This window comes from Bradyrhizobium sp. BR14999 (assembly GCF_056106085.1).
In genome coordinates this window covers 8,736,962-8,761,521 of the sequence record NZ_CM148536.1, presented here as the reverse complement: position 1 = coordinate 8,761,521, position 24,560 = coordinate 8,736,962, and the positions used below count along the sequence as shown (strand labels likewise).

Annotated in this window: 25 protein-coding genes; 9 read left to right on the top strand and 16 right to left on the bottom strand. The window is 64.8% G+C overall.

Features of this window, described 5'->3' with window-relative positions:
• Positions 1-136 precede the first annotated feature (136 nt).
• Entirely contained in the window at positions 137-1,813 is a 1,677-nt protein-coding gene (locus ACR9YP_RS40960; RefSeq protein ID WP_474218753.1) for a mucoidy inhibitor MuiA family protein, read from the top strand.
• 169 nt (positions 1,814-1,982) lie between these two features.
• On the opposite strand, the gene ACR9YP_RS40955 is transcribed toward ACR9YP_RS40960, so the two are convergent.
• The 5 genes from ACR9YP_RS40955 to ACR9YP_RS40935 form a co-directional block, all read right to left on the bottom strand.
• Complete coding sequence (locus ACR9YP_RS40955) at positions 1,983-3,338, bottom strand: esterase-like activity of phytase family protein (RefSeq protein WP_438105660.1); 1,356 nt, start codon at positions 3,336-3,338, stop codon at positions 1,983-1,985.
• Between the two features lie 85 nt (positions 3,339-3,423).
• Positions 3,424-4,323, bottom strand: coding sequence for a carbohydrate ABC transporter permease (locus ACR9YP_RS40950; RefSeq protein WP_091888289.1), 900 nt, complete (start codon positions 4,321-4,323; stop codon positions 3,424-3,426).
• The gene (locus tag ACR9YP_RS40945) at positions 4,316-5,272 is read right to left on the bottom strand and encodes a carbohydrate ABC transporter permease (protein WP_438105659.1); all 957 of its coding nucleotides are present in this window, start codon (positions 5,270-5,272) and stop codon (positions 4,316-4,318) included. The genes ACR9YP_RS40950 and ACR9YP_RS40945 overlap by 8 nt, the downstream gene beginning before the upstream one ends.
• A gap of 140 nt (positions 5,273-5,412) precedes the next feature.
• On the bottom strand, positions 5,413-6,762 hold the full coding sequence (locus tag ACR9YP_RS40940) for an ABC transporter substrate-binding protein (RefSeq protein WP_091888292.1): 1,350 nt from the start codon (positions 6,760-6,762) through the stop codon (positions 5,413-5,415).
• Positions 6,763-6,847: 85 nt separating this feature from the next.
• Positions 6,848-7,891, bottom strand: coding sequence for a C-terminal binding protein (locus ACR9YP_RS40935; protein WP_438105658.1), 1,044 nt, complete (start codon positions 7,889-7,891; stop codon positions 6,848-6,850).
• 250 nt (positions 7,892-8,141) lie between these two features.
• Between ACR9YP_RS40935 and ACR9YP_RS40930 the strand changes: the two genes are divergently transcribed.
• Complete coding sequence (locus tag ACR9YP_RS40930) at positions 8,142-9,827, top strand: methyl-accepting chemotaxis protein (RefSeq protein ID WP_474218752.1); 1,686 nt, start codon at positions 8,142-8,144, stop codon at positions 9,825-9,827.
• Between the two features lie 116 nt (positions 9,828-9,943).
• Here the strand turns inward: ACR9YP_RS40930 and ACR9YP_RS40925 are convergent, their stop codons facing one another.
• Both ACR9YP_RS40925 and ACR9YP_RS40920 read right to left on the bottom strand, forming a co-directional pair.
• Positions 9,944-10,921 (bottom strand): Bug family tripartite tricarboxylate transporter substrate binding protein, encoded by a 978-nt coding sequence (locus tag ACR9YP_RS40925; RefSeq protein ID WP_438105656.1) that lies wholly within the window; start codon positions 10,919-10,921, stop codon positions 9,944-9,946.
• Positions 10,922-11,019: 98 nt separating this feature from the next.
• On the bottom strand, positions 11,020-11,955 hold the full coding sequence (locus ACR9YP_RS40920) for a DMT family transporter (RefSeq protein WP_438105655.1): 936 nt from the start codon (positions 11,953-11,955) through the stop codon (positions 11,020-11,022).
• 105 nt (positions 11,956-12,060) lie between these two features.
• Here ACR9YP_RS40920 and ACR9YP_RS40915 point away from each other — a divergent pair, with 105 nt between their 5' ends.
• On the top strand, positions 12,061-12,450 hold the full coding sequence (locus tag ACR9YP_RS40915) for a DUF1330 domain-containing protein (RefSeq protein ID WP_474218751.1): 390 nt from the start codon (positions 12,061-12,063) through the stop codon (positions 12,448-12,450).
• 185 nt (positions 12,451-12,635) lie between these two features.
• Here ACR9YP_RS40915 and ACR9YP_RS40910 read toward each other — a convergent pair whose 3' ends face one another.
• Positions 12,636-13,274: a TetR/AcrR family transcriptional regulator gene (locus ACR9YP_RS40910; protein WP_438105653.1), complete on the bottom strand. Its 639-nt coding sequence runs from the start codon at positions 13,272-13,274 to the stop codon at positions 12,636-12,638.
• Positions 13,275-13,347: 73 nt separating this feature from the next.
• On the opposite strand from ACR9YP_RS40910, the gene ACR9YP_RS40905 reads away from it, so the two are divergent.
• Positions 13,348-13,752 carry a hypothetical protein gene (locus ACR9YP_RS40905; RefSeq protein WP_370991149.1) on the top strand — a complete coding sequence of 135 codons (405 nt, stop codon included), beginning with the start codon at positions 13,348-13,350 and terminating at the stop codon, positions 13,750-13,752.
• A 7-nt stretch (positions 13,753-13,759) separates the two neighbouring features.
• On the opposite strand, the gene ACR9YP_RS40900 is transcribed toward ACR9YP_RS40905, so the two are convergent.
• Positions 13,760-14,692, bottom strand: a complete 933-nt coding sequence (locus tag ACR9YP_RS40900) for a DMT family transporter (protein WP_438105651.1) — start codon at positions 14,690-14,692, stop codon at positions 13,760-13,762.
• A 424-nt stretch (positions 14,693-15,116) separates the two neighbouring features.
• On the opposite strand from ACR9YP_RS40900, the gene ACR9YP_RS40895 reads away from it, so the two are divergent.
• Positions 15,117-16,409, top strand: a complete 1,293-nt coding sequence (locus ACR9YP_RS40895; protein ID WP_091888310.1) for an adenylosuccinate synthase — start codon at positions 15,117-15,119, stop codon at positions 16,407-16,409.
• A 37-nt stretch (positions 16,410-16,446) separates the two neighbouring features.
• Positions 16,447-18,051 carry a hypothetical protein gene (locus ACR9YP_RS40890; RefSeq protein WP_474218750.1) on the top strand — a complete coding sequence of 535 codons (1,605 nt, stop codon included), beginning with the start codon at positions 16,447-16,449 and terminating at the stop codon, positions 18,049-18,051.
• A gap of 212 nt (positions 18,052-18,263) precedes the next feature.
• Here the strand turns inward: ACR9YP_RS40890 and ACR9YP_RS40885 are convergent, their stop codons facing one another.
• From ACR9YP_RS40885 to ACR9YP_RS40875, 3 genes are all read right to left on the bottom strand, one after another.
• The gene (locus ACR9YP_RS40885; protein WP_244551141.1) at positions 18,264-18,539 is read right to left on the bottom strand and encodes a hypothetical protein; all 276 of its coding nucleotides are present in this window, start codon (positions 18,537-18,539) and stop codon (positions 18,264-18,266) included.
• A 249-nt stretch (positions 18,540-18,788) separates the two neighbouring features.
• Entirely contained in the window at positions 18,789-19,019 is a 231-nt protein-coding gene (locus tag ACR9YP_RS40880) for a hypothetical protein (protein ID WP_370988253.1), read from the bottom strand.
• A 31-nt stretch (positions 19,020-19,050) separates the two neighbouring features.
• Positions 19,051-19,299, bottom strand: coding sequence for a hypothetical protein (locus ACR9YP_RS40875; protein WP_091888316.1), 249 nt, complete (start codon positions 19,297-19,299; stop codon positions 19,051-19,053).
• Between the two features lie 145 nt (positions 19,300-19,444).
• Between ACR9YP_RS40875 and ACR9YP_RS40870 the strand changes: the two genes are divergently transcribed.
• Entirely contained in the window at positions 19,445-19,870 is a 426-nt protein-coding gene (locus tag ACR9YP_RS40870) for a DUF5413 family protein (protein ID WP_091888318.1), read from the top strand.
• 61 nt (positions 19,871-19,931) lie between these two features.
• Positions 19,932-20,474: a DUF4112 domain-containing protein gene (locus ACR9YP_RS40865; protein ID WP_091888320.1), complete on the top strand. Its 543-nt coding sequence runs from the start codon at positions 19,932-19,934 to the stop codon at positions 20,472-20,474.
• A 234-nt stretch (positions 20,475-20,708) separates the two neighbouring features.
• Here ACR9YP_RS40865 and ACR9YP_RS40860 read toward each other — a convergent pair whose 3' ends face one another.
• The 4 genes from ACR9YP_RS40860 to msrA all read right to left on the bottom strand — a co-directional run bounded on the left by ACR9YP_RS40860 (position 20,709) and on the right by msrA (position 22,637).
• Complete coding sequence (locus ACR9YP_RS40860) at positions 20,709-20,996, bottom strand: hypothetical protein (RefSeq protein WP_091888322.1); 288 nt, start codon at positions 20,994-20,996, stop codon at positions 20,709-20,711.
• Between the two features lie 214 nt (positions 20,997-21,210).
• Complete coding sequence (locus ACR9YP_RS40855; RefSeq protein ID WP_091888324.1) at positions 21,211-21,375, bottom strand: DUF3309 family protein; 165 nt, start codon at positions 21,373-21,375, stop codon at positions 21,211-21,213.
• Between the two features lie 107 nt (positions 21,376-21,482).
• The gene (gene msrB, locus ACR9YP_RS40850; RefSeq protein WP_128936446.1) at positions 21,483-21,902 is read right to left on the bottom strand and encodes a peptide-methionine (R)-S-oxide reductase MsrB; all 420 of its coding nucleotides are present in this window, start codon (positions 21,900-21,902) and stop codon (positions 21,483-21,485) included.
• Positions 21,903-21,932: 30 nt separating this feature from the next.
• The gene (msrA, locus tag ACR9YP_RS40845; RefSeq protein ID WP_438105648.1) at positions 21,933-22,637 is read right to left on the bottom strand and encodes a peptide-methionine (S)-S-oxide reductase MsrA; all 705 of its coding nucleotides are present in this window, start codon (positions 22,635-22,637) and stop codon (positions 21,933-21,935) included.
• Between the two features lie 246 nt (positions 22,638-22,883).
• Here msrA and ACR9YP_RS40840 point away from each other — a divergent pair, with 246 nt between their 5' ends.
• On the top strand, positions 22,884-24,560 hold the full coding sequence (locus ACR9YP_RS40840; RefSeq protein ID WP_438105647.1) for a caspase family protein: 1,677 nt from the start codon (positions 22,884-22,886) through the stop codon (positions 24,558-24,560).

The window sequence follows — 24,560 nt, the reverse complement described above, 5'->3', positions numbered from 1 at the left end:
CACCGTGCCGCCGCCGTAGCGCCCCACGGAAACCCCAATCGAACCAGTTCCTTCCCCGCCGCGTCTCATCACGATGGCGAGGCATCTGATCGCACGCGTCCGGCTGGCGGCGCGGCGATAATGGCAGGAGGGATTTATGCGCATCATCGCGAAATATTTGGCAACCACGAGCCTGGTCCTGGTGACCTCGGCCGTCGCGGTGCCGTCATGGGCAGCCGACGTGGACGCCAAATCCGCGATCGATACGGTCACGGTCTATCCCGATGGCGCCACCGTGACCCGCGTCATTTCGTTGGATCTCGCCTCCGGTGACTCGACGCTGGTCGCCAAGGATTTTCCGCTCTCGCTCGACCCGTCCTCCCTCCGCGTCGAAGGCGAGGCGGGCGCCAAGCTGACTATCGGCACGATCGACGCACGGCCGCCGCGTACGGCGCCGCCCGTGAATCTGCCCGAGCTCGACAAGCGCATCGAGGCGCTCAGGGATCAGCGGGCGGACCTACAAGGTGCGATCGACTCGGCCACCGCACGGCGTCAGTTCGCGCAGCACTTCGCTGAAGCTTCGCCCGCCGGCCTTGGCGAGAAGGGTGAAGCGCGGCCGATCACCGAATGGCGCGCGGCCTTTGCCGCCGTCGCCGAGGAGATCGCGACCGCCGACACTGCGATCCGCGATGCCACACGAAAACAGCGCGAGATCGATCGCGAGATCGCACAATTGGAAGCCGAGCGCTCGGCCAAGCCGCCGAGCAAGCTGGAGGTGCGGATCGACGTCGCCTCGGCCGCCGCGACCAAGGCGACGCTGCGGGTGACCTATGCCGTGCGCAACGCGCGCTGGCTGCCGCTCTACGACGCCCGGCTCGACACCGGCGCCAAGGACCGCAAGCCGCAGCTCGAGCTGGTCCGCCGTGCCGAGATCACGCAATCGACCGGCGAAGATTGGTCCAACGTCACACTCGGCGTCTCCACGGTGCGTATCGGCCGCGGCGGCAGCGCCCCGGAGCTGAATTCGCTGGTTGCGCAATATCCGCAGGTGCCGAAGCCGCTGGCGCTTGGCACGGCCTCTGATTTGGCGCGGCCCGCTCCGATGGCACGCCAGATGCAGCCGCTGATGCCCAAAGTCGCGGAGGCTTCTGAGCCGCGTGAACGCGCCGAAGAACAGCAGGCGGTTGCCGAAATCGGCGACTTCCAGGCCGCGTTCAGGATTCCCGGCCGCGTCAGTCTCGGTGCCGCCGAGGGCGCCAATAGCCTCCGTATCGCTTCGGTGAATGTGCCCGCCGATCTGGCGGTGCGCGCCGCGCCGGTGCTGGACCCGACCGCCTTCCTCGAGGCCAGCTTCAAGCAGACCGACGAGGTGACATTGCTGCCTGGCAAGGTCGCGATCTACCGCGACGGCATCTTCGTCGGCCGCGGCAAGATCACGGCGTCGGCCAAGGACGACATCGTGCGGCTTGGCTTCGGCGCCGACGACAAGATCAAGATCGAGCGCGCGGTGCTCAAGCGCAACGAAGGCTCGGCGGGTCTGCTGGTCACGACGTCGAAGACCGACGAGCGTTCATTCAAGACGACGATCCGCAATGGTCACGATTTCCCGATCAAGGTTGCGATCGAGGATCAATTGCCGGTCAGCGAGAACGAGGACATCGTGGTCGAGATGCTGCCCGTGACCACGCCGCCGACCGCGAGCAATATCCGCGACAAGCGCGGCGTGCTGGAATGGACATTCGACGCCAAGCCCGGCGAGGCCCGCGACATCAACTTCGCCTGGCGCATCCGCTGGCCGAAAGACAAGGGCATGGTGATCGTGCCGGCTGGGTAGGGAGTTTACGGTGCGATAAATCCTCCGTTGTCATGCCCCGCCTAGTGCGCAATTGCGCACGGGGGCGGGGCATCCAGTACGCCGAGGCCTAACGATCCAATCGCTGGCGCCGCGGCGTACTGGATCGCCCGGTCAAGCCGGGCGATGACCGTGTTGAGAGAGCAGGGCCTCACTTCGCCTTCAGGAAATCCGCGACCTCGAGCAGCATGAACTCATCGTCGTCGGCCTTGTTGGGATCGCGGCTGGACGAGAACGGCAGATTGTTGTCGTTACCGACGATGATGTGGGTGTCGTCGACGCGATCGACGTTCTCGATGGTGAAGAACGGGAAGGTGTAGACGCCGTCATTGAGCGGCTTCCTCGCCTTCTTGTCGGGATCCTGGATCTTCATCAGGTCAATATAGCCGATCTTGCGCACGGGCTTGCCGACATTGGCGTCGCTGAGCTCGATCTTGTAGATGCGCTTGAACTTGGCGAGGTCCGGGAAGCAGTTCGCGCCGCGGGTGCCCTGCGGGCAGGCCTTGTCGGCGGTGCCTTCGCCGTTGTCGCGCTCGATGACGAGGCCGGAGGCCTGATCGATCATGTTGAAGTCGCCGATGGCGTTGCCGTTCTGCTCGAACACATACTGCCAGTAGCGGCCGGTGAACTTCTCGGCGGCGACGTCGAACTCGAGGATGCGGGAGGCTTCCTTGCCGTCGACCTTCTCCCAGTCCTTCTTGTCGGCGTCCCACAGCGGTCCTTCGAGCAGGCCGTAGAGGAATTTGCCGTCCTTCGACGACGCAAAGCCTTCAAAACCCTTGGAGCGGCGGAGGTTGACGTTGGTGTAGGTCGCGCCCGGCGCGCCCGGCGTTCCCACCGCCCAGTTGTCGGGCGAGCGCACCGGCTTACCGTCGGCGACCGTCTCGAACACGGCCAGGATCTTGCCGGTCTTGTCGGCCTTCAGGATGTAGGGGCCGAACTCGTCGCCGATCCAGAAGACATCGCCGATGATCTGGAAGCCCTCGGTGTCGAAGTCCGAGCCGGTGAGGTAACGCTTCTGCGTGTCCTCGTGCACGATGCGGAAGGGCACCTTCTTGTCGGGATCGTGCAGGAAGATGGTCTCCAGCCGCTCGATCTTGCCGCCCGCCCAATCCATCTTGTAGCGGTTTAGATACAGCATCGAATCCGGCGAGTTCGCGCGCGCGCCCATGCCGTTGTCGGTGATCACCCAGAACGTGCCGTCGGGCATGGTCTTGATGCCGGAATGACCCTGGAGCGGCTGGCCCTTGAACGGCAGCGACACGCCGGTCGCCCGCTCATAGGACTTGCCCATCACGGTGCCGAGCGCGTCGACGCGCTTGCCCGTGGTGTATTTGCCCGAGGTCTTGAGATCGGCGGGGGCGTCGGCGGGCGCGTCGATGAACGAGGCGGCCGGCATCACCACGTGGCCGGCGAGCTTGGCCGGGAATTCACCTTCGCTCTGCGCGAGCGCTGCGCTCGCGGTGAGAATGATCGTTGCGACGGTGCTGAGAAAAGTCGCGCGCATGTGCGTCTCCTGTTGGCGGACGCATGCCTTATGCGGACGGCACGTTGCAGTTTTGTGAAGCCGGGCCAAAGGCCGCAGCGGCCGTCTACTCCTTGACCGCGCCCGTCAGCGACGACACGTAATAATCCACGAACAGCGAGTAGAAGATCGCAACCGGCAGCGAGCCGAGCAGTGAGCCCGCCATCAGCGCACCCCACTGATAGACATCGCCTGTGACGAGCTCGGTCAGGATCGCGACCGGCACGGTCTTGTTGGCGCCGCTCTGGATGAAGGCGAGCGCATAGATGAACTCGTTCCAGGACAGCGTGAAGGAGAAGATGCCGGCCGAGATCAGGCCGGGCACGGCGAGCGGCAGCGTGATCCGCCGCAGGATCTGGAGCCGCGTGGCGCCGTCGACCAGCGCGCACTCCTCGAGCTCGTACGGAATCGACTTGAAATAGCCGATCAGGAGCCAGGTGCAGAACGGCACCAGGAATGTCGGGTAGACCAGGATCAGTGCCAACGGTGAGTCGAACAGGCCGAACTGCACGACGACGGTGGCGAGCGGAATGAACAGGATCGACGGCGGTACCAGATAGGCGAGATAGATGCCGAGGCCGACATAAGGACTGCCGCGGAAGCGCAGGCGTTCGATGGCATAGGCGGCGAGCGTGCTCGCGATCAGCGACAGCGTGGTCGACCCGATTGCCACCAACATTGTCGTCCACAGCCAATGCGGATAGGCGGTGTTGAACAAGAGGTGCTTGATATGCGCCAGCGTCGGCGAGGAGATCCAGAACGGATTGTGCTCCTTGTAGTTCATCAGCTCCGCGTTCGGCTTGAACGAGGTGATCGCCATCCAGTAGAACGGGAACAGCAGGATGAGCACGAAGCAGCCGAGCGGCAGATAGATCATCATCAGCCGCCGCAGCCCGGAATCCCAGGCCATCGTGTCGGGCGCTGCCTTCGCGTCGGCGACAGCCGGTTGGGCGACAGTATCAGTCATTGCTCTCTCCCTGCTGCCATTTGCGGCGCGCCAGGCCGAAATAGGAGAACAGCGTCGCGAACACCAGGAACGGGATCATCGACACTGCGATCGCGGCACCTTCGCCGAGCTCGCCGCCGGCGATGCCGCGCTGGAAGGCCAGCGTTGCTAGCAGATGGGTCGAGTTGCCGGGCCCGCCACGGGTGATGGCGTAGACCAACTGGAAGTCGGTGAAGGTAAAGATGATCGAGAAGGTCATGACGATGGCGAGGATCGGCATCATCATCGGGAAGGTGATGTAGCGGAAGCGCTGCCAGGCGCTGGCGCCGTCGAGCATCGCAGCCTCGTAGAGCGAGGGCGAGATGGTCTGAAGCCCCGCCAGCAGCGAGATCGCGACGAAGGGAATGCCGCGCCAGATATTGGCGGCGATCAGCGAGAAGCGCGCCGGCCAGGGCGAACCGAGGAAGTCTATATTGCTGTCGCGCCAATGCAGCACGTCGACCAGCAGGTAGGAGATGATCGAGAATTGGGGATCGTAGATCCACCAGAACGCCAGCGCCGACAGCACGGTCGGCACGATCCAGGGCAGCAGGATGATCGCACGCAGCACGCTCTTGAAAGGAAAATGGTTGTTGAGCAGCAGCGCGAGCCAGAAGCCGAGTGCGAATTTCCCGAACGTCGCGATGCCCGTGTAGACGACGCTGTAGAACACCGCGTTCCACCACAGCGAATCGGTGAGCAGATACTGGAAATTCTCGAAGCCGACGTAGATGCCACGCTGGCCGATCGTGGTGTCGGTGAAAGCGAGCCAGACGCCGAGGCCGAGCGGATAGGTCAGGAAGACCGCGAGCAGCCCGATCGCAGGCGCAAGACACATCACGATCAGGAACGGCTTGTAGTCGAACAGGCGTACCAGCCAGTTCGGCTGCCGCTGCGCCAGGGCGGGGGAGGAGAGGGTGGTCACGGACATCAGTTTGTTGTCCCGTCTGTGAAAGTCACTCCACCGTCATTGCGAGCGAAGCGAAGCAATCCAGTCTGTCTCCGCGGAGATAGTCTGGATTGCTTCGTCGCAAGTGCTCCTCGCAATGACGGCCGCTTTGTCGTCGCCCGTTACCGGCTCTGTCGCCGGAAGTACCGCTTGCAGCGTTGCTCGGCTTCTGCCGCAGCGGCCTCCGGCGTGGCAGCGCCGGTGGCTACGGACGAGAACATCTGAATCAGCACGTAGTCAGCACTGACGGCACCCGTCGCGGTCGAGATCGGGCCCTTGTAGCCGTCATAGTAGGTGCTGTTCATGGTGTCCTTGAACAGCTTCACTTTGGGATCCTGCGACCACACGGCGGCCTCGGCATAGGCGGCCAGCGGCTGTGACCAATAGCCGGAGTTGGCATTGAGCCACGGCTCGTACTGGTCTTTTTCAAGCATGTATTGCAGGAATGCCTTTGCCGCGTTGGGGTACTGGCTGTGCTTGAACACCATGGCGTTCAGCGTCAGGCCCGCCATCGGCGAAACCTTGGCGAGGCCCTTCGGCAGCAACTGATGTTCGCTGTCCTCGGCGATCGCCTTGGTCGCGGGGTCGTTCTTCAACGAGAAGTACAGCGAGACGCCGTTGGCGGTCAGGGAAATCTCCTGCGAGGAGTAGGCGCGGTTGTTGCTGACGTCGTTCCACGATGTCGTGCCGGCGATGAAGGTCGGGTAGAGCTGCTTGACCCAGTTCAGCGCGGCAATCGTCTCCTTGCTGTTGATGACGACGTTGCCGTCCTCGTCGAGCAGGGAGCCGTTGTGCGACCACAGCGCCCAGTTCGCAAAACCGTTGCCGTCGCCCTTGGCGTTGCCGAGCGCGAAGCCGGCCGGCTTGCCGGCCTTGTGCAGCTTCTGGCACAGGTCGACGATTCCGGCATGGTCTTCCGGCACCTTGTCGAAGCCGACCGATTGCAGGATCGACTTGCGGTAGATCAGGGGACCGGCGGTGGCGCCGAACGGCAGCCCGATCCAGGCGTCGCTCTTGTTCTTCTTGCCGTAGCGCTGCGCCAGCGGCAGCCAGCCGCCATAACGCTTGCCGAGATAGTCGGCGACATCGGTCAGCTCGATCAGCTTGTCGATATAGATGTGCGGAGCATCGGAGAAGCCGATGATGATGTCGGGGCCGGCGCCGGAATTCGAGGTCACCGCGGTCTGCTGGTTGATGTCTTCCCAGCCGACGAAGTCGACCTTGACCTCGACCCCGGTCTCCTTGGTGAATTTTGCCGCATTGGCGCGGAACACGTCCTCGTCGGCCTGGACGAAACGCACCGGGCGCAGCATGCGCAAGGATGCGCCTTTCTCGATGTCGCGCTTGGGCGCCGCCACATCGGCAGCCTTGATGTTGGATTGCGTTGTTTGCGCTGCAGCACCAGTGGCCGCGAGCGTTGCAGCGGACAGGCCCAGCGCCAAGGCATCACGACGCGTGATGTCGTTCCTCATCAGTTCCTCCCTAAATGTCTCCCTTCCCGGCGTTGATCGCCGGTGAAGGGTCGTTCCGGTTACCGGCGCCTTTTGCGCCGTCCGCCTAGCTGTTCGGTCCGCGATCCATGCTGACAGGCTGCCAGCGGCGGAGCGCGGTGCTTTGCAGCACCGACGGATTGACGCAGCTTACCGGCCACATGCCCTGAAGCACCAGTGACAATTCGTAGCCCACACGGCGCTTGCGCGCCTCGTCGAACCGTGCCGAGGCCGAAGCGACGTGGGCGGTCAGGGTCACGTTCTCCATGCCGATCAGCGGATTGTTGTGCGAGGGCGGTTCCTTCTCCAGCACGTCGAGGGCGGCATGCGCGATCCAGCCTTCTTGCAGCGCCTTGATCAGGCTCTCCTCGTCTACCGTGGCACCGCGGCCGGTGTTGATGAAGATCGAGCCCTTCTTCATCTGCCGGAAATGCTTCTCGGTCAGCATGTGATGCACCTCCGGCCGGGCGGGGGCATGCATCGAGACGAAGTCGGATTGCGACAGCACCTCGTTCAGCGTCGCCGGGATCACGCCGTGGTCGTACATCAGCGTTTCCTGGATGAAGGGATCATAGGCCATCATGCGCAGGCCGAACGGGGCTGCGCGTTTCGCAACCGCACGCGCGACGCGGCCGAACGAGATGAAGCCGAGCGTCTGGCCCATTAGCCTCGGGATCTTGAGCAGCGCCGGCCGGCCCTCGGCCCAGCGGCCGTCGCGCACCATGCGGTCCTGCTCGACCAGGCGGCGGAAGCCGGCGAGCAGCAGCATCATGGCGTGGTCTGCGACCTCCTCGATGAAGGTGTCGGGGATGTTGGTGACGGGAATGCCGCGAGCGGTGGCGGCCTTGACGTCGACGCTGTCGACGCCGACCGAGCCGAGCGTGATGACCTTGCAACTCTCCAACGTGTCGATGATGGTCTTGGTGATCGGAATGCCCTTGGCATAGATAGCGTCGGCGTTCTTCGCGGCGGCGATGAAGCCGGCCTCGTCGGCCGGGGCTTCGACGATCTCGGCATCGATCGGATCGAGCGCCTCGCGCTCATAGGAGTAATCGCTGCCCGCGACCGTGAAGCTCGCGCCCTTCGGCGTCACCACCCTGTATTTCGGCATTTTCTGCTCCCGATTTGGTTTCTTGTTGTGACCCGCCTTCGTGGCTGGCCTTTGCGTCTTTTACGCGAAATCGATGCGGTCGCGTACAATTCCCGGTTGCCGGTGTTGAGATAAATTGCCGGTTTTCGCGGCTGCGTACGGGCTTCTACGGAGGCCCGTAAGTAACTTGATAAGGCCTCACACATAAAAGTTGATTCGATTTTGATCGATCTGGTCGCGTGCCGTATCCCATTGTTGCCGGAGCCATCCCGTGAAATTGAGCAATCTGAAGATCGCCCCGAAGCTGGGTGTCCTTGTCGGCGTCACCTTGTTCGGCCTGTGCATCTCCGGTGTCCTTGCCGGCTACCTGATGAAGCGCGAGATGGTGAATGCGCGCATCGACCAGACCAAGGCGATCGTCGAGCTGGCCCGCAACTACGCGGCCACGCTGGTGAAACGGGTCAATGCCGGCGAGCTGACCAAGGACGTCGCGCTCGCTGAGCTGCGCCGCTACGGCAATGCGATGACCTACGACAAGGGCTCCGGCTATCTGTTCGGCACCACCTATGATGGCATCACGCAGCTCGCGCCCGATCCGAAGCAGATCGGCGCCAACCGCATGGATGTGGAGACCAACGGTCGGAAGCTGTCCCGCGAGATCATGGATGGGGTCAAGGCGAACGGCGAGATCCTGCTGTTCTACGAATATGTGAAGCCCGGCCAAGCAAAGCCGATCCGCAAGCTTGGCTACGCCGTCGCGGTGCCCGGCTTCGAGATGTATCTCGGCACCGGCGCCTATCTCGAGGACATCGACGAGAAGATGGGCCCGGTCTACTGGCTGCTCGGCTTCGCCATTCTCGGCATCGTCATCGTTGCGGGGAGCGTCGCCTGGCTGATCGGCCGCAGCATCAGCCGCCCGCTCGCGCTGCTCGGTACCCGCATGAAGGAGCTGGCCGACGGCAAGCTCGAGGGCGACATCCCGGGTGTCGGCCGCGGCGACGAGGTCGGCGCGATGGCTTCGACCGTGCAGATCTTCAAGGACAACGCGGTCCGCATCCGTGACCTCGAAAAGACCGAGGCCGATGCCAAGGAGCGTGCCGCGGCGGAACGTCGCAGCGCGATGGAAGACATCGCCAACGACTTTGAACGCAGCGTCAACGGCATCGTCCGCTCGGTCTCCTCGGCCGCGGCCGGCATGCAGAGCACGGCGCAGTCGATGACCGCGACTGCGAGCGACGCCTCCGCGCGTGCCGCAACGGTCGGCGCTGCCTCGCAAAAGGCCTCCGGCAATGTCGGCACGGTTGCGGCTGCCGCCGAAGAGCTGTCGAGCTCGGTTGCGGAAATCTCCCGTCAGGTCACCCGCTCGACCGAAGTCGCGAGCCGCGCCGTCAGCGATGCCGAGCGGACCAACGCCACCGTGCAGGTGCTCTCGACCGGCGCCGAGAAGATCGGCGAGGTCGTCAAGCTGATCCATTCGATCGCCGCGCAGACCAACCTGCTCGCGCTCAACGCCACCATCGAGGCGGCACGCGCCGGTGAATCCGGCCGCGGCTTCGCAGTCGTCGCCTCCGAGGTCAAGGCGCTCGCCAACCAGACCGCGAAGGCGACCGAGGAGATATCCGCGCAGGTCGCGGCGATGCAGACCTCGACCAGCGACGCGGTCACGGCCATCTCCGGCATCACCCAGACCATCGCCGAGATGAGCGAGATCACCGCCGGCATTTCCGCATCGATCGAGCAGCAGGGAGAAGCGACCCGAGAGATCGCCCGCAACATCCAGTCGGTCGCGGCCGGCTCGAGCGAGATCAATGCCCATATCGGCAGCGTCACCTCGGCCGCGGAAGCGACCGGCAGTGCGGCCACCGACGTGCTCTCCAACGCCCGCGAGCTGGACAACCAGTCCGGCGCGCTGCGCAGCGCCGTCGACGGCTTCCTCGCCAAGGTCCGCGCGGCGTAAATTCTTGCACTGAATTCGTAGGGCGGGCAAAGACGCGAAGCGTCGTGCCCACCTTCTTCTTTTTTGCGACGACCTAATGGTAGGCGCGCTACGCTTTGCCCACCCTACGAGACTGCCTACTGCTTCTCGATCTTCGCGTTCGTGATCAGCTTCTCCCACAGCACGAGCTGCTCGTTCACGAAGCTGCCAAGCTGCTCCGGCGTACCGGAGAAGGCGTCCATGCCGAGGGTGGCGAGCTTGGCCTTGATCTCCGGATTCTCGACGATCTTCCTGATCTCGGCGTTGAGCCGCGTCACGATCTCCTTCGGCATGCCGGCCGGGCCGAAATAGCCCTGCCATGACGAGATGTCGAAGTCCGGCACGCCGGCTTCCTGCATCGAGGGCAGATGCGGCACCAGCGGTGAGCGCTCCTTGGTGGTGACCGCGAGCGCGCGCAGCGCGTTGCCGTTGACATGCGGCAGGCCAGTCAGGATGTCGACGAACATCATCGAGACGCGGCCGCCCATGACGTCGTTGAGCGCCGGCGGCGAGCTCTTGTAGGGCACGTGCAACAGGTCGAGCTCGGCATTGTGCGCAAAGGTCGCGCCCGACACGATCGCCGAGGAAGAGCCCGAGGCATAACTCAGCTTGCCCGGATTGGCCTTGCCATAGGCGACCAGCTCGCCAACGGTCTTGGCCGGCACTTCCGGATTGATGACCAGCATGAAGGGCAAATCGCCGGTACGCGCGATCGGCGTGAAATCCTTGACCGGATCGTAAGTGAGGCTCTTGAGCAGGAACGGATTGGCCGAATGCGTGGTGTTGGTCGTCACCAGCAGCGTGTAGCCGTCGGGCGCGGCGCGCGCGACATAGGTCGCGGCGAGCATGCCGTTGGCACCCGCCTTGTTCTCGATCACGATGCCGACGCCGAGCGCCTGCGACAGATGCTGCGAGATCAGCCGCGTCGTGGTGTCGGTGCCGCTGCCGGCGGCGAACGGCAGCACCAGCGTGATGTTGCGGCTCGGATAATTGTCGGCCTGGGCCGTGGATGCAGCGGCGAGGCACAGCGCGGCCGCGCCGATGGCACGCAGGTTTCGAATCAACGCTGAAATCATGTCTGGACGTTCCCTCTTTTTCGTTGGCGGGGAACGTAGCTTGTCAAAACCGGATTCGAAAGATGGCCGTAGGTAGTGAACGCGTCCGCGCCGCGGAATTACTTCACCGCAGAACCCTGGCGCGAGGCGATCACGACGCCGGCAAGCACCAGCGCGTAGCCGATCAAGTGGAACGGCTGGAGCTTTTCGCCGAGCAGCAGGATCGCCAGCGCCGAGCCGAACACCGGCACCAGATGGAAGAACGGCGCGGCGCGGTTCGGCCCGATCAGCGCGACGCCGCGGTTGAAGAAGAGATAGGCCAGCGTCGAGGGGAAAATCAGGATGTAGCCGAGAGTCGCCAGCGTCATCCCGTCGAATTGCAGCACGCGGCCGCTTGCCGCCTCCCAGATCGCGGTCGGCAGCAGCATGGTCGCGCCGCAGCAGGTGGTGAAGGAGAGAAATGAGAGCTGATGGATCTTCGGCCGCCGCGGGATGAAGGCCGAGTAGAGACCGAACGCCACCAGCGAGGAGGCGAACATGATGTCGCCCCTGTTGAAGCTGATGCTCGCGAGCGCGGCGAGATCGCCGCGCAGGATGATGATCAGCACGCCGGCAAGCGAGATCGCGATGCCCGCGAACTGCGCGCCGGTCAGCCGCACCCCGAACAGCGCCAGCGACCACAGCGCCACGAACAGCGGACCTGCCGACTGGATCAGCAGCGCGTTCAGCGCTTCCGTATATTGCATCGCCCAGTACGAGATCGCGTTGTTGAAGGCAAAGCCCACCAGCGACAGGAACAGCATCAGGGGAAGGCTGTTGCGCAAGGCGGGCCAGTCACGCTTCAGATGCGGCCATGCGAATGGCAACAGGATCAGGAACACGCCGAACCAGCGGATCGTGGTCACCGTCAGCGGCGGCACATGCGCACCGACATGGCGCGCGAGCACGATGTTGCCCGCCCAGAACAGCGAGCTCAGGCTGAGCAGCAGATAAGGCTGGTTGTTGAGCCAACTGGCTGGATTGGAGGCCGGTGGCGCGGGCGAAGCGATCGTCATTGGCGTCGGATACGAGCTTGCGCCGGATTGCCGTCGTGGCACAAGCCACGCAGCCGCAATGCTACAATGCAGACATGAACCGGGGAGGCGCCTTTGGCGGTTAATATGTTGAACATCGAGGGCCTGGAACGGCTCGATCCAAATGCGCCGGTGGTGATGCTGAACCTGATGCGCTTCCACGCGCGTTCGCGCGACGGCAACGGCTCCGGCTGGGATGCTTATCTGCGCTACAGCGCGATCACCGTGCCGATGATCAAGGCGCGCGGCGGCACCTTGCTCTGGACGGGCGAGGCCAAGGCGGTCGCGCTCGGACCGCAGGAGGGGAACGACTGGGATTTCGTCGCGCTGGTCCTCTATCCGTCGGTCACAGCCTTCCTCGACATGATGACATCGGAGGCCTACGAGACGCAGGCCGACCCGCATCGCGTCAACGGCTGCGCCGAGCACGTCATCATTGCCACCAGCGAGGCGTACAGCAAGCTTACGGCAAAGTAGCGCGCGCTCTTTCCCTCTCCCCTTGTGGGAGAGGGTGGCTCGCCGCGATAGCGGCGAGACGGGTGAGGGGTCTCTCTCCGCGCGTCCAACTCTCATTTGAGTGCGCGGATGGAGACCCCTCATCCGGCGCTTCGCGCCACCTTCTCCCACAAGGGGAGAAGGAAGAAGGGGCATCACGACGACATTTACTTCTTCCGTTCCGCGCTTCCACGCTGGTCCGGCGTCAACGCATCCACGGCCGCGTGGCATGCCGTCTGTAACAGGCGGCAGACCCCCGCGGCCGAGCGCTGCCGGCTCAGCGCTGCAAAAGTCGGATAGCTCGTCAGCACGAAGATCAGGTCGACCGCGTCCTGCGCGGCCCGCTTGGCCGCGCGTTTCTCCGTGATGCGCGCGACAAGTCCGGTCAGCAGCTCCCGCCGGCGCTCGTTGCGCGCGAGCAGGGCCTCGCCGAACTCGGGATCGGTCGCGATCGCCTGATTCAGCGCGCCGATGGCGGGGTCGTGCGCCCAGAAGTTGCAGAAGATTGTGACGATGCGGTCGAGGGCGGCCCGCGGGTCCGCCATCGTCATCACTTCAGCGAGATCGAACAGCCCGCCCCGGCGGGCGATGTCGTCGAACACGGCTTCCAACAATCCGCGCCGCGATCCGAACTGGTTGTAGACGGTCAGCCGCGTGACGCCGGCCGCCTTCGCGACGACGTCGAGGGAGAAGCTCGCAATGCTCGCGTCCTTGCGCAAGAGGCGCGCGCCGGCCGCGATGATGCGCTCGCGCGTCTCCGCCGCCGCGGAAGCCCGCGCGGAGCTCACATAGTTGCGCTTCGGCATGGCCTTGCCATTCTGTTGACGTATTGACTATACATATTGTATATCCAATTTAGGAGCTGGTTCGGAGCTTGCCATGCACACCGCCCTTGTGATCGCCCTGTCGCTTCACGTGTTGTCATCCGTGTTCTGGGCGGGATCAAGCTTCGCGTTGGCCCGCATCGGCGGAGTGGGCGGCGAGCAACTGGTCTTTCCACAACTCGGCGCGGCGACAATTGCGATCCTGACCGGCGGCTATCTCGGACATCTCGTTCATGCCGGCAGCTTCGGCACGACAGAGCAGGTGCTCGCGGTCGGCGCGGTCTGCGCGCTGATCGCGGCCGGTGTTCAGGCGGCAATCGGTCCCCGTGCGCTCGCGGCCTTGCGTCGTGGCGTCGGCAATCCGGAGGATCTGCGTTCACGTATCGCCGGGGCTCAACGCGTGGCGGCGGGCCTGCTCGGCATCGCCGCGCTCTGCATGGGCGCAGCGCGCTACATCTGAAGGATGCCTAGCTCGCCTGCTTCCGCGACGCCACGAACACGCCCGACAGCACCAATGCAAAACCGATGAAGTGGAACGCCTGCGGGCGCTCGCCCAAAAAGACCATCGCCATGATCGAGCCGAACACCGGCACGACGTGGAAGAACGGCGCGGCGCGGTTGGCGCCGATCAGCCGGACGCCGCGGTTGAAGCAGAGATAAGCGAGCGTCGAGGGGAACACCGCGACATAGAACAGGGTCAGCAGGTTCGGCCCGTCGAGCTTCATCACGGGGCGCGCGAACAATTCCCAGATCTCCAGCGGAATGAGGCAGGCGGCGCCGCAGCCGAAGGTGAAGGCGAGGAACGAGAGGCCGTGCATCGGTGGACGCTTCAAGGTCAGCACCGAATAGAGCGCGAAAATGACGAGCGCGACGATGAAGATGAGGTCGCCCTTGTTGAACTCGATGTTCGACAGCGTGGTGAAATCGCCATGCAGCAGGATCGTGAGCACGCCGCACATCGACAGCAGCACGCCGAAGGTCTGCGCCGCGGTGAGTCGGAGGCCGAGAATGGCCAGCGACCATAATGCCACGATCAGCGGCGCGGCCGACTGGAGCAGCAGCGTGTTCAGCGCCTGGGTATGCTCCAGCGCCCAATATTGCAGCGTGTTGAAGGCGCCGATACCGGTGACCGAGAGCATGACCATCAGGCCGAGCCGCCCGCGGATCGCGGCCCAGTCCTGCGCAAGATGCTTCCAGGCGAACGGCAGCACCAACAGGAACGCGAGGAACCAGCGCAGGAACGACAGCGTCACCGGCGGGATGTGGCCGGCGGCGAGCCGACCGACGATGGCGTTGCCGGCCCAGCACAGCGCGGTGATGCTGAGCAGTAGGTAGGGCTGGTTGGCGATCCAGCTGTGACCGGATGTATCGGTGCCGGTGGTCTGGGCGGTTGCGGACATTGTGATCGTCATGGCCCCGCGGATAGCGCCGAGCGCCCCGGCCCGGAAAGGTCCGGGCCGGCTCATCGCCCGGCTCTGCTCAAAGACACGGAAATCGAGATCGCATCAACGGGGGGCGGATGCATCGCGACTATGCAGGGACTGACATGGCGCCTTACGCTTTGGTCGAAGCCCGTTCCGCCGTTCCCTGAGGCTTCTGGATTTTCAGGGGATATCAAAGGCTTGGGTCGGGCTTTGGACCTCGAAAAAGCCCCGTTCTTGCTTGCCTAGAGGGGCTGCTTCCTTTATCCGGTTGGCTGCCTTGCGTGCGGGCGGCTCCGGCCGCCGATTGGGCTGGGCGCAGGCATGATCCCGGAAGAGTGGGCACCGGTTTTCCGCGAGGATCATGCCTCCTAGAGACAGATTGAACAGGGATTACCCGCGAATGGCCAACGTTGTCGTCGTCGGCGCCCAGTGGGGCGACGAAGGGAAGGGCAAGATCGTCGACTGGTTGTCGGAGCAGGCGGACATCGTCGTCCGCTTCCAGGGCGGCCATAACGCCGGCCATACGCTGGTGATCAACGGCAAGACCTACAAGCTCGCGCTGCTGCCCTCCGGCGTGCTGCGCGAGGGCAAGCTGTCGGTGATCGGCAATGGCGTGGTGTTCGATCCGGCCGCCTTCCTCGACGAGGTCGCCAAGCTCAGGGCGCAGGGGGTCGAAGTCAGCCCAGACAATCTGCGCATCGCGGAAAACGTCACGCTGATCCTGCCGCTGCACCGCGAGCTCGATGCGCACCGCGAATCCGCCAGCGCAGCGACCGCGATCGGGACGACGCGCCGCGGCATTGGCCCGGCCTATGAGGACAAGGTCGGCCGCCGCGCCATCCGCCTGATGGATCTTGCCGATCATCAGACCCTGCCGCACAAGATCGACCGCCTGCTGGCGCATCACAACGCGCTGCGCCGTGGCCTCAACCTGCCGGAATTCGACAGCGCGGTGATCCTGAAAGAGCTGATGGCGATGGCGCCGCAGCTGCTGCCCTACGCCGAGACGGTATGGCGGCTGCTCGACATCGAGCGGCGCGCCGGCAAACGCATGCTGTTCGAGGGCGCGCAAGGCGCGCTGCTAGACGTCGATCACGGCACTTATCCCTACGTCACCTCGTCCAACACCGTGGCGGCGCAGGCCGCGACCGGCGCCGGCCTCGGGCCGGGCGCGGTCGGCTACGTGCTTGGCCTGTGCAAGGCCTACACGACCCGCGTCGGCCAGGGCCCGTTCCCGACCGAGCAGGACAACGAGACCGGCCGCAAGATCGGCGAGCGCGGCCGCGAGTTCGGCACCAATACCGGGCGGCCCCGCCGTTGCGGCTGGTTCGACGCCGTGCTGGTCCGCCAGGCGGTCCGGACCTGTGGCATCAACGGCCTGGCGCTGACCAAGCTGGACATTCTCGACGGCTTCGACACGATCGAGGTCTGCACTGGCTACAAGCTCGACGGCAAGGAGATCGACCATTTCCCGGCCGGCGAGGGCGCGCAAAGCCGGGTCGAGCCGATCTACGAGACCATCGAGGGCTGGAAGGAGCCGACCGCCAGCGCGCGGTCCTGGGCCGACCTGCCGGCTCAGGCCATCAAATATGTCCGCCGGATCGAGGAATTGGTCGGCTGCCCGGTCGCTCTGCTTTCCACCAGCCCCGAACGCGAGGATACTATCCTGGTGCAAAATCCGTTTGAGGCTTAACGATATCTTACCGGGACGCGCGTATAGTTGAGTTGAAATGGCTGATTACTATCCGCTGATCGCCCGCGCAATTGCCGCCCTGGATCCCAACGCTCCCGGCGAAAGCCGTCGCGCGCTCTATGAGCGGGCGCGCACGGCGCTGATCGCGCAGCTCCGCAGCGTGCAGCCGCCGCTCTCCGAATCCGAGATCACCCGCGAACGGCTGTCGCTGGAAGAGGCCGTCCGCAAGGTCGAATCGGAGGCCGCCCAGCGCGCCCGCGAGGCCTCGCGCCCCGGTGGGGGCGCGCGCAGCAGCGGCAGCGGCGATGCCTTCCGCCGGGCCAGCGCCCGCGCCGCCGAAGGCAACGCTCCCGCATCTCAGCCGGCCGCACCGCGCACGCGTCCGGCCCCGACCCCGCCGCGTGCCGACCGCCCGTCCTTCAACGTCGATGACCAGGACGAGGCGCCGCGGCCGCCGCGCGCGCCGCGTTTCGACGCCCCGCGCCAGCCCGGCCCGTCCGCGCCGCCGCCGGAGCCGCCGGCGCCTCCACCGGCCGGACGCGATCGCGCGGGTGCGCGCCGTCCGCCGGACATGGGCCCGCCGCCACCGCTGCCACCCGCACCGGGCGTGCGCGGCTTCCGCGACATCACGGCCGATGCCAACGATCTCGGCGGTGCTGCCGCGCAGGCGAGCCGTGCCGCGCGCCGCACCTACGCCAATGTGCCCTCGCCCTCACCGGAGTTCGACCGGCTGGAGCCGAGCCTGGAAAACCGTAGCGGCGAGGCAGAGGCGCCCTATTCCTACGACGAGTCGATCGAGGAGGCCGAGCGCTACGCGTCGCAGTCGCCGCGTCCGCGCATCGCGGCCGAGCGCGACGCCAAGAAGCGCGTCCGCACCGGCTCCGCCTTCCCGTTCAAGAGCGCGATCGCCGTCGGCATCGTGCTGATCCTAGTCGGTGCCGGCATCCTCTGGGGCAAGCAGCTGGTCCAGGTCGTCAACGGCTTTCTCAAGCCGTCCGCGACCCAGGTGGTGGAGGCGCCGAGTCCGGCCCAGCCGCAGAGCAAGCCGAAGATCCCGGATCGCGTCGGCCAGCCTTCGGCGAGCGACCAGCCGGTCGCGCCCGTGGCGCAGAAGGTCGTGCTCTATGACGAGGATCCGTCCGATCCGAAGGGCAAGCAATATGTCGGCTCGGTGGTGTGGCGGCTGGAGCCGATCAAGGCGTCCGGCAACCAGAAGGCCGACCTCGCCGTGCGCGCCGACATCGAGATCCCCGACCGCAAGTTCAAGATGACGATGTCGTTCCGCCGCAATACCGACTCCTCGCTGCCGGCGAGCCACACCGCGGAACTGACCTTCATCCTGCCGCAGGATTTTCCCGGCGGCAGCGTCTCCAACGTGCCGGGCATCCTGATGAAGTCGAACGAGCAGGCGCGCGGTACGCCGCTCGCCGGCCTCGCGGTCAAGGTCACCGACGGCTTCTTCCTGGTCGGCCTGTCCAATGTCGACGCCGACCGCTCCCGCAACGTCCAGCTCCTGAAGGAGCGCTCATGGTTCGACGTGCCGCTGGTCTACGCCAACCAGCGCCGCGCCATCATCGCGATCGAGAAGGGCGCCCCCGGCGAGCGCGCCTTCAACGACGCGTTCGCGCAATGGGGCGATTGAAGCGCGATGAGTTTTGTTTGAATCGATGCGAGCCCAGGGTTCACCTCTCCCGCAGGGAGAGGTCAGATCGCATCGAGAGATGCGATCTGGGTGAGGGGTTACAGTCTCACTGTTCGCTGCGGTCCCTCACCCGGATTGCTGTGCAATCCGGCCTCTCCCCGGCGGGGAGAGGTGAACCGAGCCTCAATGATCCAGCCGAAATCAATCCGGCGCTACTGCGCCGCCGCTTCCCGCTTGCGCGATGCTGCGGCAGCTGCGTGCTCGCGGTCCATGACGGCGCGGCAGGCAGGGCTGACACGCGCCTTGTTCCGCACCATGCAGGCGGTGATCCTGGGGATATCAGGGATTTCACTGGAGCACAGCCGCATCGCATCGCCCGAGCACATCTGCTGCGCTTCGGACGAGAAGGCGAGACCAGGTGATGACTGGAATGCGACGGCGGTGGTGGCGACGGCGAAGAGAGCTGCGATCGTCTGAGAGCGTGTCATGCGGATTGGGTCCCCGAGTTCCGTGGGCTTGAGCCACTTGGTTTTTGGGGCGCCGCACGCGGCTTGATCTGCCGCATGTCTCAGCCTTCACGTCGGGAACTCAATCCCGCATGTGGTCGCTCGATTTCCTGATGTTCGAATCGAAAAGTGCTGCGCCGCCCGAAGCGAAGTATGCGCCATTGTCACGCGGCTGCAATGGTCAGCGCAAAGGAATTCGCAATTGTTGCACGCGAGTCACGTCGCGCGCGATCAGATCGGCCGATCGGAGGATGCGCTCGCTTGTTCTGCATCGCTCGCGCCGAGAGCGGCGGCGTGTTCCTCGACGGCGGTGACGCCCTTGGGCGTGAGCTCGAACAGATCGCCGTCCTTCATCACATAGCCATCGGCGATCAGTTCGCCGATCTTGCCGTGGCGGTCGTCGGCGAAGGCAACCGACTGGCTGATGTCCCGCAGGATCGAGAGTTGTTCGTCGCGCAGCATGGCTTCACACTCCGTTCGCGGGTTCCGGTCCTCACATGCCGTGGCTCTGAAACACCTTGCTGCAAGACTTCGACAGCTTGGCCCGGTTGGCCTGCAGGCAGCTCTGAACCGCGCTGTCATTGCCGAGGTCCTTGCGGCACAGGCGCGATGCATCCCGCGAGCAGGCCTTCTGCTCCTGCGGCGTGCCCATGTGGCCTTGGCCTTGGGCAAGAGCAGGTGCGTTCGACAGACCGGTCAGGGCTGCCAGCGCGATTGTCGCCAGAACGAGTTGACGGGCCATCGGCGGCTCCAATCTGCCAGGGTTAAATTCAGGTCCTGCATGAACTCATCGCCCTGCCACTTGTTCCCCTCAAGGAGGCTTGCGCCCCGCTATTCAAGGTTCCCGTGGCGCTGCTATAAGGCTGGCGAAGTTGAGGGGATGCTCGATGAAACGCTATCTGGTGTTTGCGCTGGTCGGCCCGTTCGTCGGCGGGTTCCTGCTGCTGCTGACGACGACCTATCAGTCCGGCTATTGGGCCCAGACCAGCCTCGGCGAGGTTGGCAAGCTGTTCGCTGTGTTCTTCAAGTCCCTGCAATACAGCTATCTGTTCGGCATCCTGCCCTCGGTGATGCTTGGCGCGGTCGACGACATCCTGGTCCACATCAGGCGGATCGGCCCGGGCTTGCGGATGCTGCTGGTCGGCCTGCTCGCCTTCGTCCTGGCCTCGCTGATCTACAGCTCGCGCGGGCCGGATTCGGGCGCGGTGCAGTTCATCCTGTACGGCCTCGTCGGGTTCGTGCCCGCGGTGATTTCGTCCTGGCTCGTGCATAGATATGTCGAGGAGCCGCAAGCCGTGGCGGCACCGACCTGAGCGCGCGACCATCGGGCGCGGCGCCGCAACCTCTGCCGCGGCACCGCGTTCTTTGGAGGCCATGACCATGTCCGACGACGATATCCTTGCTCCGCGCCGATCCCGTTCGGGAAGCGGCTCGCGGGCGACCTTTTCAGGCAAGGAGGCGCGCGGGCCGATCATCGACCAGGAGGGGCACGAGATCCGTCCCGAGACGCTGGAGCAGGGGTTTCGCGAGTTTCGCTTCGAGTTCGGCCAAGGCAATCCGTTCGGCAATCTGACGCGCGAGCAGCGGATCGCGCGGCTCGAGGCGATCGCAAAGTTGCTCGATGTCGCCTTCATCCTGCCCGGCACCAACATCCGCTACGGCATCGACGGGCTGATCGGACTGATCCCGGTCGTCGGCGACATCATCACCACCGCGATCTCGTTGTGGCTGGTGCGCGAGGCGAGGGCGCTGGGCGCGCCCTGGTACATCACGGCGCGCATGCTCGGCAATGTCGCGGTCGACGGCGTGGTCGGCATGGTGCCGTTCGCGGGCGACGCCTTCGACGTCATGTTCCGCGCCAACATGCGCAACGTGCGCCTGCTCCGCCGCTGGCTGGAGAAGCAGCCGCGGATCTGAAGCCCTAGGAATTTTGATGAGCCGTTCGAGCGTCAGGCTCGCTGCACCTCTCCCGCTTGCGGGAGAGGTCGGCGCGTAGCGCCGGGTGGGGGTTTTCGCCTCTTGGGGGTTCTCGATCGCGGAGATACCCTCACCCCAGCCCTCTCCCGCAAGCGGGAGAGGGAGAACTAACAATGCAAAAAGCGCGATGGCCCTTCGGCCATCGCGCCTTCTGCGCACATCGGAGGCTTGCGCTTACGCCGCGTCGGCGTCGGTGCTGGCATCAGCCTTGCGGCGACGGGGCAGCGGGAAGGCTTCGCTCTCATAGAGCGAGCGGATGCCGTTCTGGTCGAAGCGCGCTTCCTCGACCTGGAGATAGGCGCCGTTCAGCGAATCCGTCGGCAACTGCTCCATCGCGAACTGCACGGCTTCGGCCGCGGTGCCGAACCGGCGATAGGTGAAGCCCGCCCGCTTCTTCTTGCGGATCGCGGCGGGGAAAAGTTCGGCGGAGGTGTTGAAGTTGAACGGACGCAGTGGACGCATGGTCAAAGACCTCGTGATCTTCTCTGGGGCTTTAAGCGCGTGGGGTTGGGGAGGGCAGAGGTCGCAATCGAGCGGGCCCGCCACACATGTCATTTTCGCCCCCTAATATAGGCCGTTTTGACAGAAATGCGACCCCTGCGATGGGAGAACGTGAATCCGCGCATGGCAGCCCCGCGCACGAAATAAATCAAGCAATTTCAATGCGTTACATAGTTTACAACTTGCCAAGAAGCAACAGCACGACAAGCACCACCAGCACGACGCCACCGATCCCCATGCCGGAATGGCCAAGGCCATAGCCATAACCGCCGAAGCGGCCGGACAGGCCGCCCACGAGATAGATGATCACCAGGATGATCAGGATGGTCCCGAGTGACATGGCATCCCTCCCTGGCGGCCGCCAAAATGCGCTGATCGGCCGCACCGCCAGAGGAGAAAAGCACATCAAGCCGCCGGGTTCCATGCTGGAACCCGGCGAGCGCGAGCTTATTTCGGCTCGAGCTTCAGCGCGGCGGAGTTGATGCAGTAACGCAGGCCGGTCGGCCCGGGGCCGTCGGGGAAGACATGGCCGAGATGGCCGCTGCACTTGGAGCACAGAACCTCGGTGCGGATCATGCCGTGGCTGGTGTCGCGCTCCTCGTCGATATGGCTCTCGACCGCGGGCTCGGTGAAGCTCGGCCAGCCGCAGCCGGAATCGAACTTGGCGTCGGACTCGAACAACACGTTGCCGCAGCCGGCGCAGACGTAAGTGCCGGCGCGCTCGTCGTGCTCATATTCGCCGGAGAAGGGACGCTCGGTCGCCTTCTCGCGCAGCACCGCGTACTGCATCGGCGTCAGCTCGCGCCGCCACTGCTCTTCGCTCTTGATGACCTTGTCGTCCGTTATTTTCGTCTTGGCGTCGGGCATGGGTCTCCCGTTTCTCTCGTGATCTCGCGATCAGTTGGTTGCCTTGCTGGCATTCACCAGCGTCGGCTTCTCAATGTAATTATCCGCGAACAGCTTTTTCAGGTTCTCGACCTTGGGGAGGTCGTTATAGGCAATGTAGGGCTGGTTCGGGTGCAGCGTCAGATAGTCCTGATGATAGGCCTCCGCCGGATAGAATGCCTCCAGCGCACCGACCTTGGTCACGATCGGCTTGTTGAAGACGCGGGCGCCATTGAGCTGGGCGATATAGGCCTCCGCCACCTTCTTCTGCTCGTCGGAGGTGGTGAAGATCGCCGAGCGGTATTGCGAGCCCACGTCAGGGCCCTGGCGGTTGAGCTGGGTCGGGTCGTGCACCACCGAGAAGTAGATCTGGAGGATCTTTCCGTAGGAGATCTTCTTCGGGTCGTACTTGATCTCGACGGACTCGGCGTGGCCGGTGCGGCCGCTGGAGACAGTCTGGTAGTCGGCGGTCGCCTTGGTGCCGCCGGCATAGCCGGAGACGGCATTGACGACGCCCGCGGTGTGCTGGAAGACGCCCTGAACGCCCCAGAAGCAGCCGCCGGCGATGACGGCGGTCTGGATGCCGCTCGCGGGCGCTGCATCCATGGCGGGGGTGGGGATCACGACCGCATCCTCCGCAGCCCGGGACGGCATGGCAAAAGCCAGCGTCAGGGCGGCGGTTGCGGCGAACAGGGACAGGGCGACAGGTCGGCGCATGGCGATCCTCTTTCCGAAGGTCTGACAGTCTAGGGCGGCCGGCGTCGGGCGAACAGCCTGCGCGGCGGCGTTTTCGATCATCCGAGATACGGGGACGGGGGGCGATCGTTACGCCGGGACGGACACGAGTCCGTGAGAAGTGGCTTCGGACCGCGCGACTTGGCGGGATCGGGAACTCCGCGCTAGATGAACCCGCACGATCGATGATCGACCTAGAAAAATGGTGGCTAGAGCTGGCCTGATAACATGCTGCGCGTCATTTCCCTGATCCTCGTCGTCCTGGCCACGGGCACGGCGCACGCCGAAGCCGGTGACGACCTTGCCATCTGCCGTGACCGCCAGGCGGAGCTTCAGGCCCGCGCGACGGCCTGCGACAATCTGCTCAACGCCGACCGTGTCGCCGGCAAGGACAAGGCGATCGCGCTGTCCGTACGCGGCAACACGCTGATCAACAAGCGCGACTACGTCCACGCCATCGAAGTCCTGTCCACGGCCCTCGACCTCGATCCCGATTATGTCGTAGCGCTCAACCTGCGCGGCCTCGCCCATGAGCGCAGGGGCGAGGACGACCTCGCAATGGCCGACTACAACCTCGCGCTCCAGAAGCGGCCGGCCTACGGCGTTCCCTACAACAACCGCGGCGTCATCCAGGCGCGCCGGGGGGCGCTGCAAAGTGCGCTCGACGATTTCAGCCTGTCGATCAAATACACGCCCAAATTCCTGCTCGGCTGGACCAACCGTGCCCGCGTGCGCACGCTGATGAAGGATTTCGATGGCGCGATCGCCGACTTTGCGGAAGCCGAGAAGATCGATCCGGCCGCGCCGCAGATCGCGGCCAATCGCTGCATCACCTATGGCATGATGGGCAAGTACGCGCAGGCCCTTGCCGACTGCAACGGCCTGATCGAGAAGCAGCCGAAGAACGTGTTTGCGATCAACAACCGCGCCGACGTCAACATGATGAAGGGCGATCTCGACACCGCGCTGAAGGACTACAACACGGCCATCCAGATCAACCCCAACAATGTCCGCGCCCATTCCGGCCGCGGCCAGATCTACGAGCGCAGGAAGGATCTCGCCCAGGCGCGCGCCGATTACCGCGCCGCGGCCTATTCGCTGACCAGGTTCGACGAGACCGAGGTTGCGCGCGCCCGCGCTATCGCCCAGGAGCGGCTCGCCGCGCTGACGCCGCAAACGCCGGGCGGCGCGGCCGTCGGGCGCCGCGTCGCGCTGGTGATCGGCAACGGCGCTTACAAGAACGTGCATGCATTGCCCAATCCGCCGCGCGACTCCAAGCTGATCGCGGGCGTGCTGCGCGATCTCGGCTTTCAGACCGTGATGTCCACGAGCGACCTCACCCGCGACAAATTCTTCCAGACGCTGCAGGCCTTCGCCGAGGAAGCGGAAAAGGCCGATTGGGCCGTGGTGTACTATGCCGGCCACGGTTTCGAGATCGGCGGCGTGAACTATCTCGTTCCGGTCGACGCAAAGCTCACTGCGGACAAGGACGCCGAGACCGAAGCGGTCGCGCTGGAGCAGGTGATCGCCGCCGTCGGCGCCGCGCGGAAAGTGCGTCTCGTGGTCCTGGATGCCTGCCGCGACAATCCGTTCGCGCCGACCATGCAGCGCACGCTGGCACTGAAACTGGTCGACAGGGGCTTCTCCAACATCGAGCCCGGTGCCGGCTTCATGGTGGTCTACGCCGCCAAGCACGGCGAGACCGCGATGGACGGCGACGGCAGCGCCAACAGCCCGTTCGCCACCGCGCTCGCCCGCGAAATCAGGCAGCCGCGCGTCGAGATCAGGAAATTGTTCGACATCATCCGTGACGACGTCTGGGCCGCCACCCGGCACGAACAGCAGCCGTTCACCTACGGCTCGCCGCCGGGGCGCGAGGATTTTTATTTTGTTGCGAGGAAGTGA

Excerpts from the sequence above, each read along its gene's own strand:
- ACR9YP_RS40960 (WP_474218753.1), top strand. The coding sequence starts at position 137 with ATGCGCATCATCGCGAAATATTTGGCAACCACGAGCCTGGTCCTGGTG.
- ACR9YP_RS40955 (WP_438105660.1), bottom strand. The coding sequence starts at position 3,338 with ATGCGCGCGACTTTTCTCAGCACCGTCGCAACGATCATTCTCACCGCG.
- ACR9YP_RS40950 (WP_091888289.1), bottom strand. The coding sequence starts at position 4,323 with ATGACTGATACTGTCGCCCAACCGGCTGTCGCCGACGCGAAGGCAGCG.
- ACR9YP_RS40945 (WP_438105659.1), bottom strand. The coding sequence starts at position 5,272 with ATGTCCGTGACCACCCTCTCCTCCCCCGCCCTGGCGCAGCGGCAGCCG.
- ACR9YP_RS40940 (WP_091888292.1), bottom strand. The coding sequence starts at position 6,762 with ATGAGGAACGACATCACGCGTCGTGATGCCTTGGCGCTGGGCCTGTCC.
- ACR9YP_RS40935 (WP_438105658.1), bottom strand. The coding sequence starts at position 7,891 with ATGCCGAAATACAGGGTGGTGACGCCGAAGGGCGCGAGCTTCACGGTC.
- ACR9YP_RS40925 (WP_438105656.1), bottom strand. The coding sequence starts at position 10,921 with ATGATTTCAGCGTTGATTCGAAACCTGCGTGCCATCGGCGCGGCCGCG.
- ACR9YP_RS40920 (WP_438105655.1), bottom strand. The coding sequence starts at position 11,955 with ATGACGATCGCTTCGCCCGCGCCACCGGCCTCCAATCCAGCCAGTTGG.
- ACR9YP_RS40915 (WP_474218751.1), top strand. The coding sequence starts at position 12,061 with ATGTTGAACATCGAGGGCCTGGAACGGCTCGATCCAAATGCGCCGGTG.
- ACR9YP_RS40910 (WP_438105653.1), bottom strand. The coding sequence starts at position 13,274 with ATGCCGAAGCGCAACTATGTGAGCTCCGCGCGGGCTTCCGCGGCGGCG.
- ACR9YP_RS40905 (WP_370991149.1), top strand. The coding sequence starts at position 13,348 with ATGCACACCGCCCTTGTGATCGCCCTGTCGCTTCACGTGTTGTCATCC.
- ACR9YP_RS40900 (WP_438105651.1), bottom strand. The coding sequence starts at position 14,692 with ATGTCCGCAACCGCCCAGACCACCGGCACCGATACATCCGGTCACAGC.
- ACR9YP_RS40895 (WP_091888310.1), top strand. The coding sequence starts at position 15,117 with ATGGCCAACGTTGTCGTCGTCGGCGCCCAGTGGGGCGACGAAGGGAAG.
- ACR9YP_RS40890 (WP_474218750.1), top strand. The coding sequence starts at position 16,447 with ATGGCTGATTACTATCCGCTGATCGCCCGCGCAATTGCCGCCCTGGAT.
- ACR9YP_RS40885 (WP_244551141.1), bottom strand. The coding sequence starts at position 18,539 with ATGACACGCTCTCAGACGATCGCAGCTCTCTTCGCCGTCGCCACCACC.
- ACR9YP_RS40880 (WP_370988253.1), bottom strand. The coding sequence starts at position 19,019 with ATGCTGCGCGACGAACAACTCTCGATCCTGCGGGACATCAGCCAGTCG.
- ACR9YP_RS40875 (WP_091888316.1), bottom strand. The coding sequence starts at position 19,299 with ATGGCCCGTCAACTCGTTCTGGCGACAATCGCGCTGGCAGCCCTGACC.
- ACR9YP_RS40870 (WP_091888318.1), top strand. The coding sequence starts at position 19,445 with ATGAAACGCTATCTGGTGTTTGCGCTGGTCGGCCCGTTCGTCGGCGGG.
- ACR9YP_RS40865 (WP_091888320.1), top strand. The coding sequence starts at position 19,932 with ATGACCATGTCCGACGACGATATCCTTGCTCCGCGCCGATCCCGTTCG.
- ACR9YP_RS40860 (WP_091888322.1), bottom strand. The coding sequence starts at position 20,996 with ATGCGTCCACTGCGTCCGTTCAACTTCAACACCTCCGCCGAACTTTTC.
- ACR9YP_RS40855 (WP_091888324.1), bottom strand. The coding sequence starts at position 21,375 with ATGTCACTCGGGACCATCCTGATCATCCTGGTGATCATCTATCTCGTG.
- msrB (WP_128936446.1), bottom strand. The coding sequence starts at position 21,902 with ATGCCCGACGCCAAGACGAAAATAACGGACGACAAGGTCATCAAGAGC.
- msrA (WP_438105648.1), bottom strand. The coding sequence starts at position 22,637 with ATGCGCCGACCTGTCGCCCTGTCCCTGTTCGCCGCAACCGCCGCCCTG.
- ACR9YP_RS40840 (WP_438105647.1), top strand. The coding sequence starts at position 22,884 with ATGCTGCGCGTCATTTCCCTGATCCTCGTCGTCCTGGCCACGGGCACG.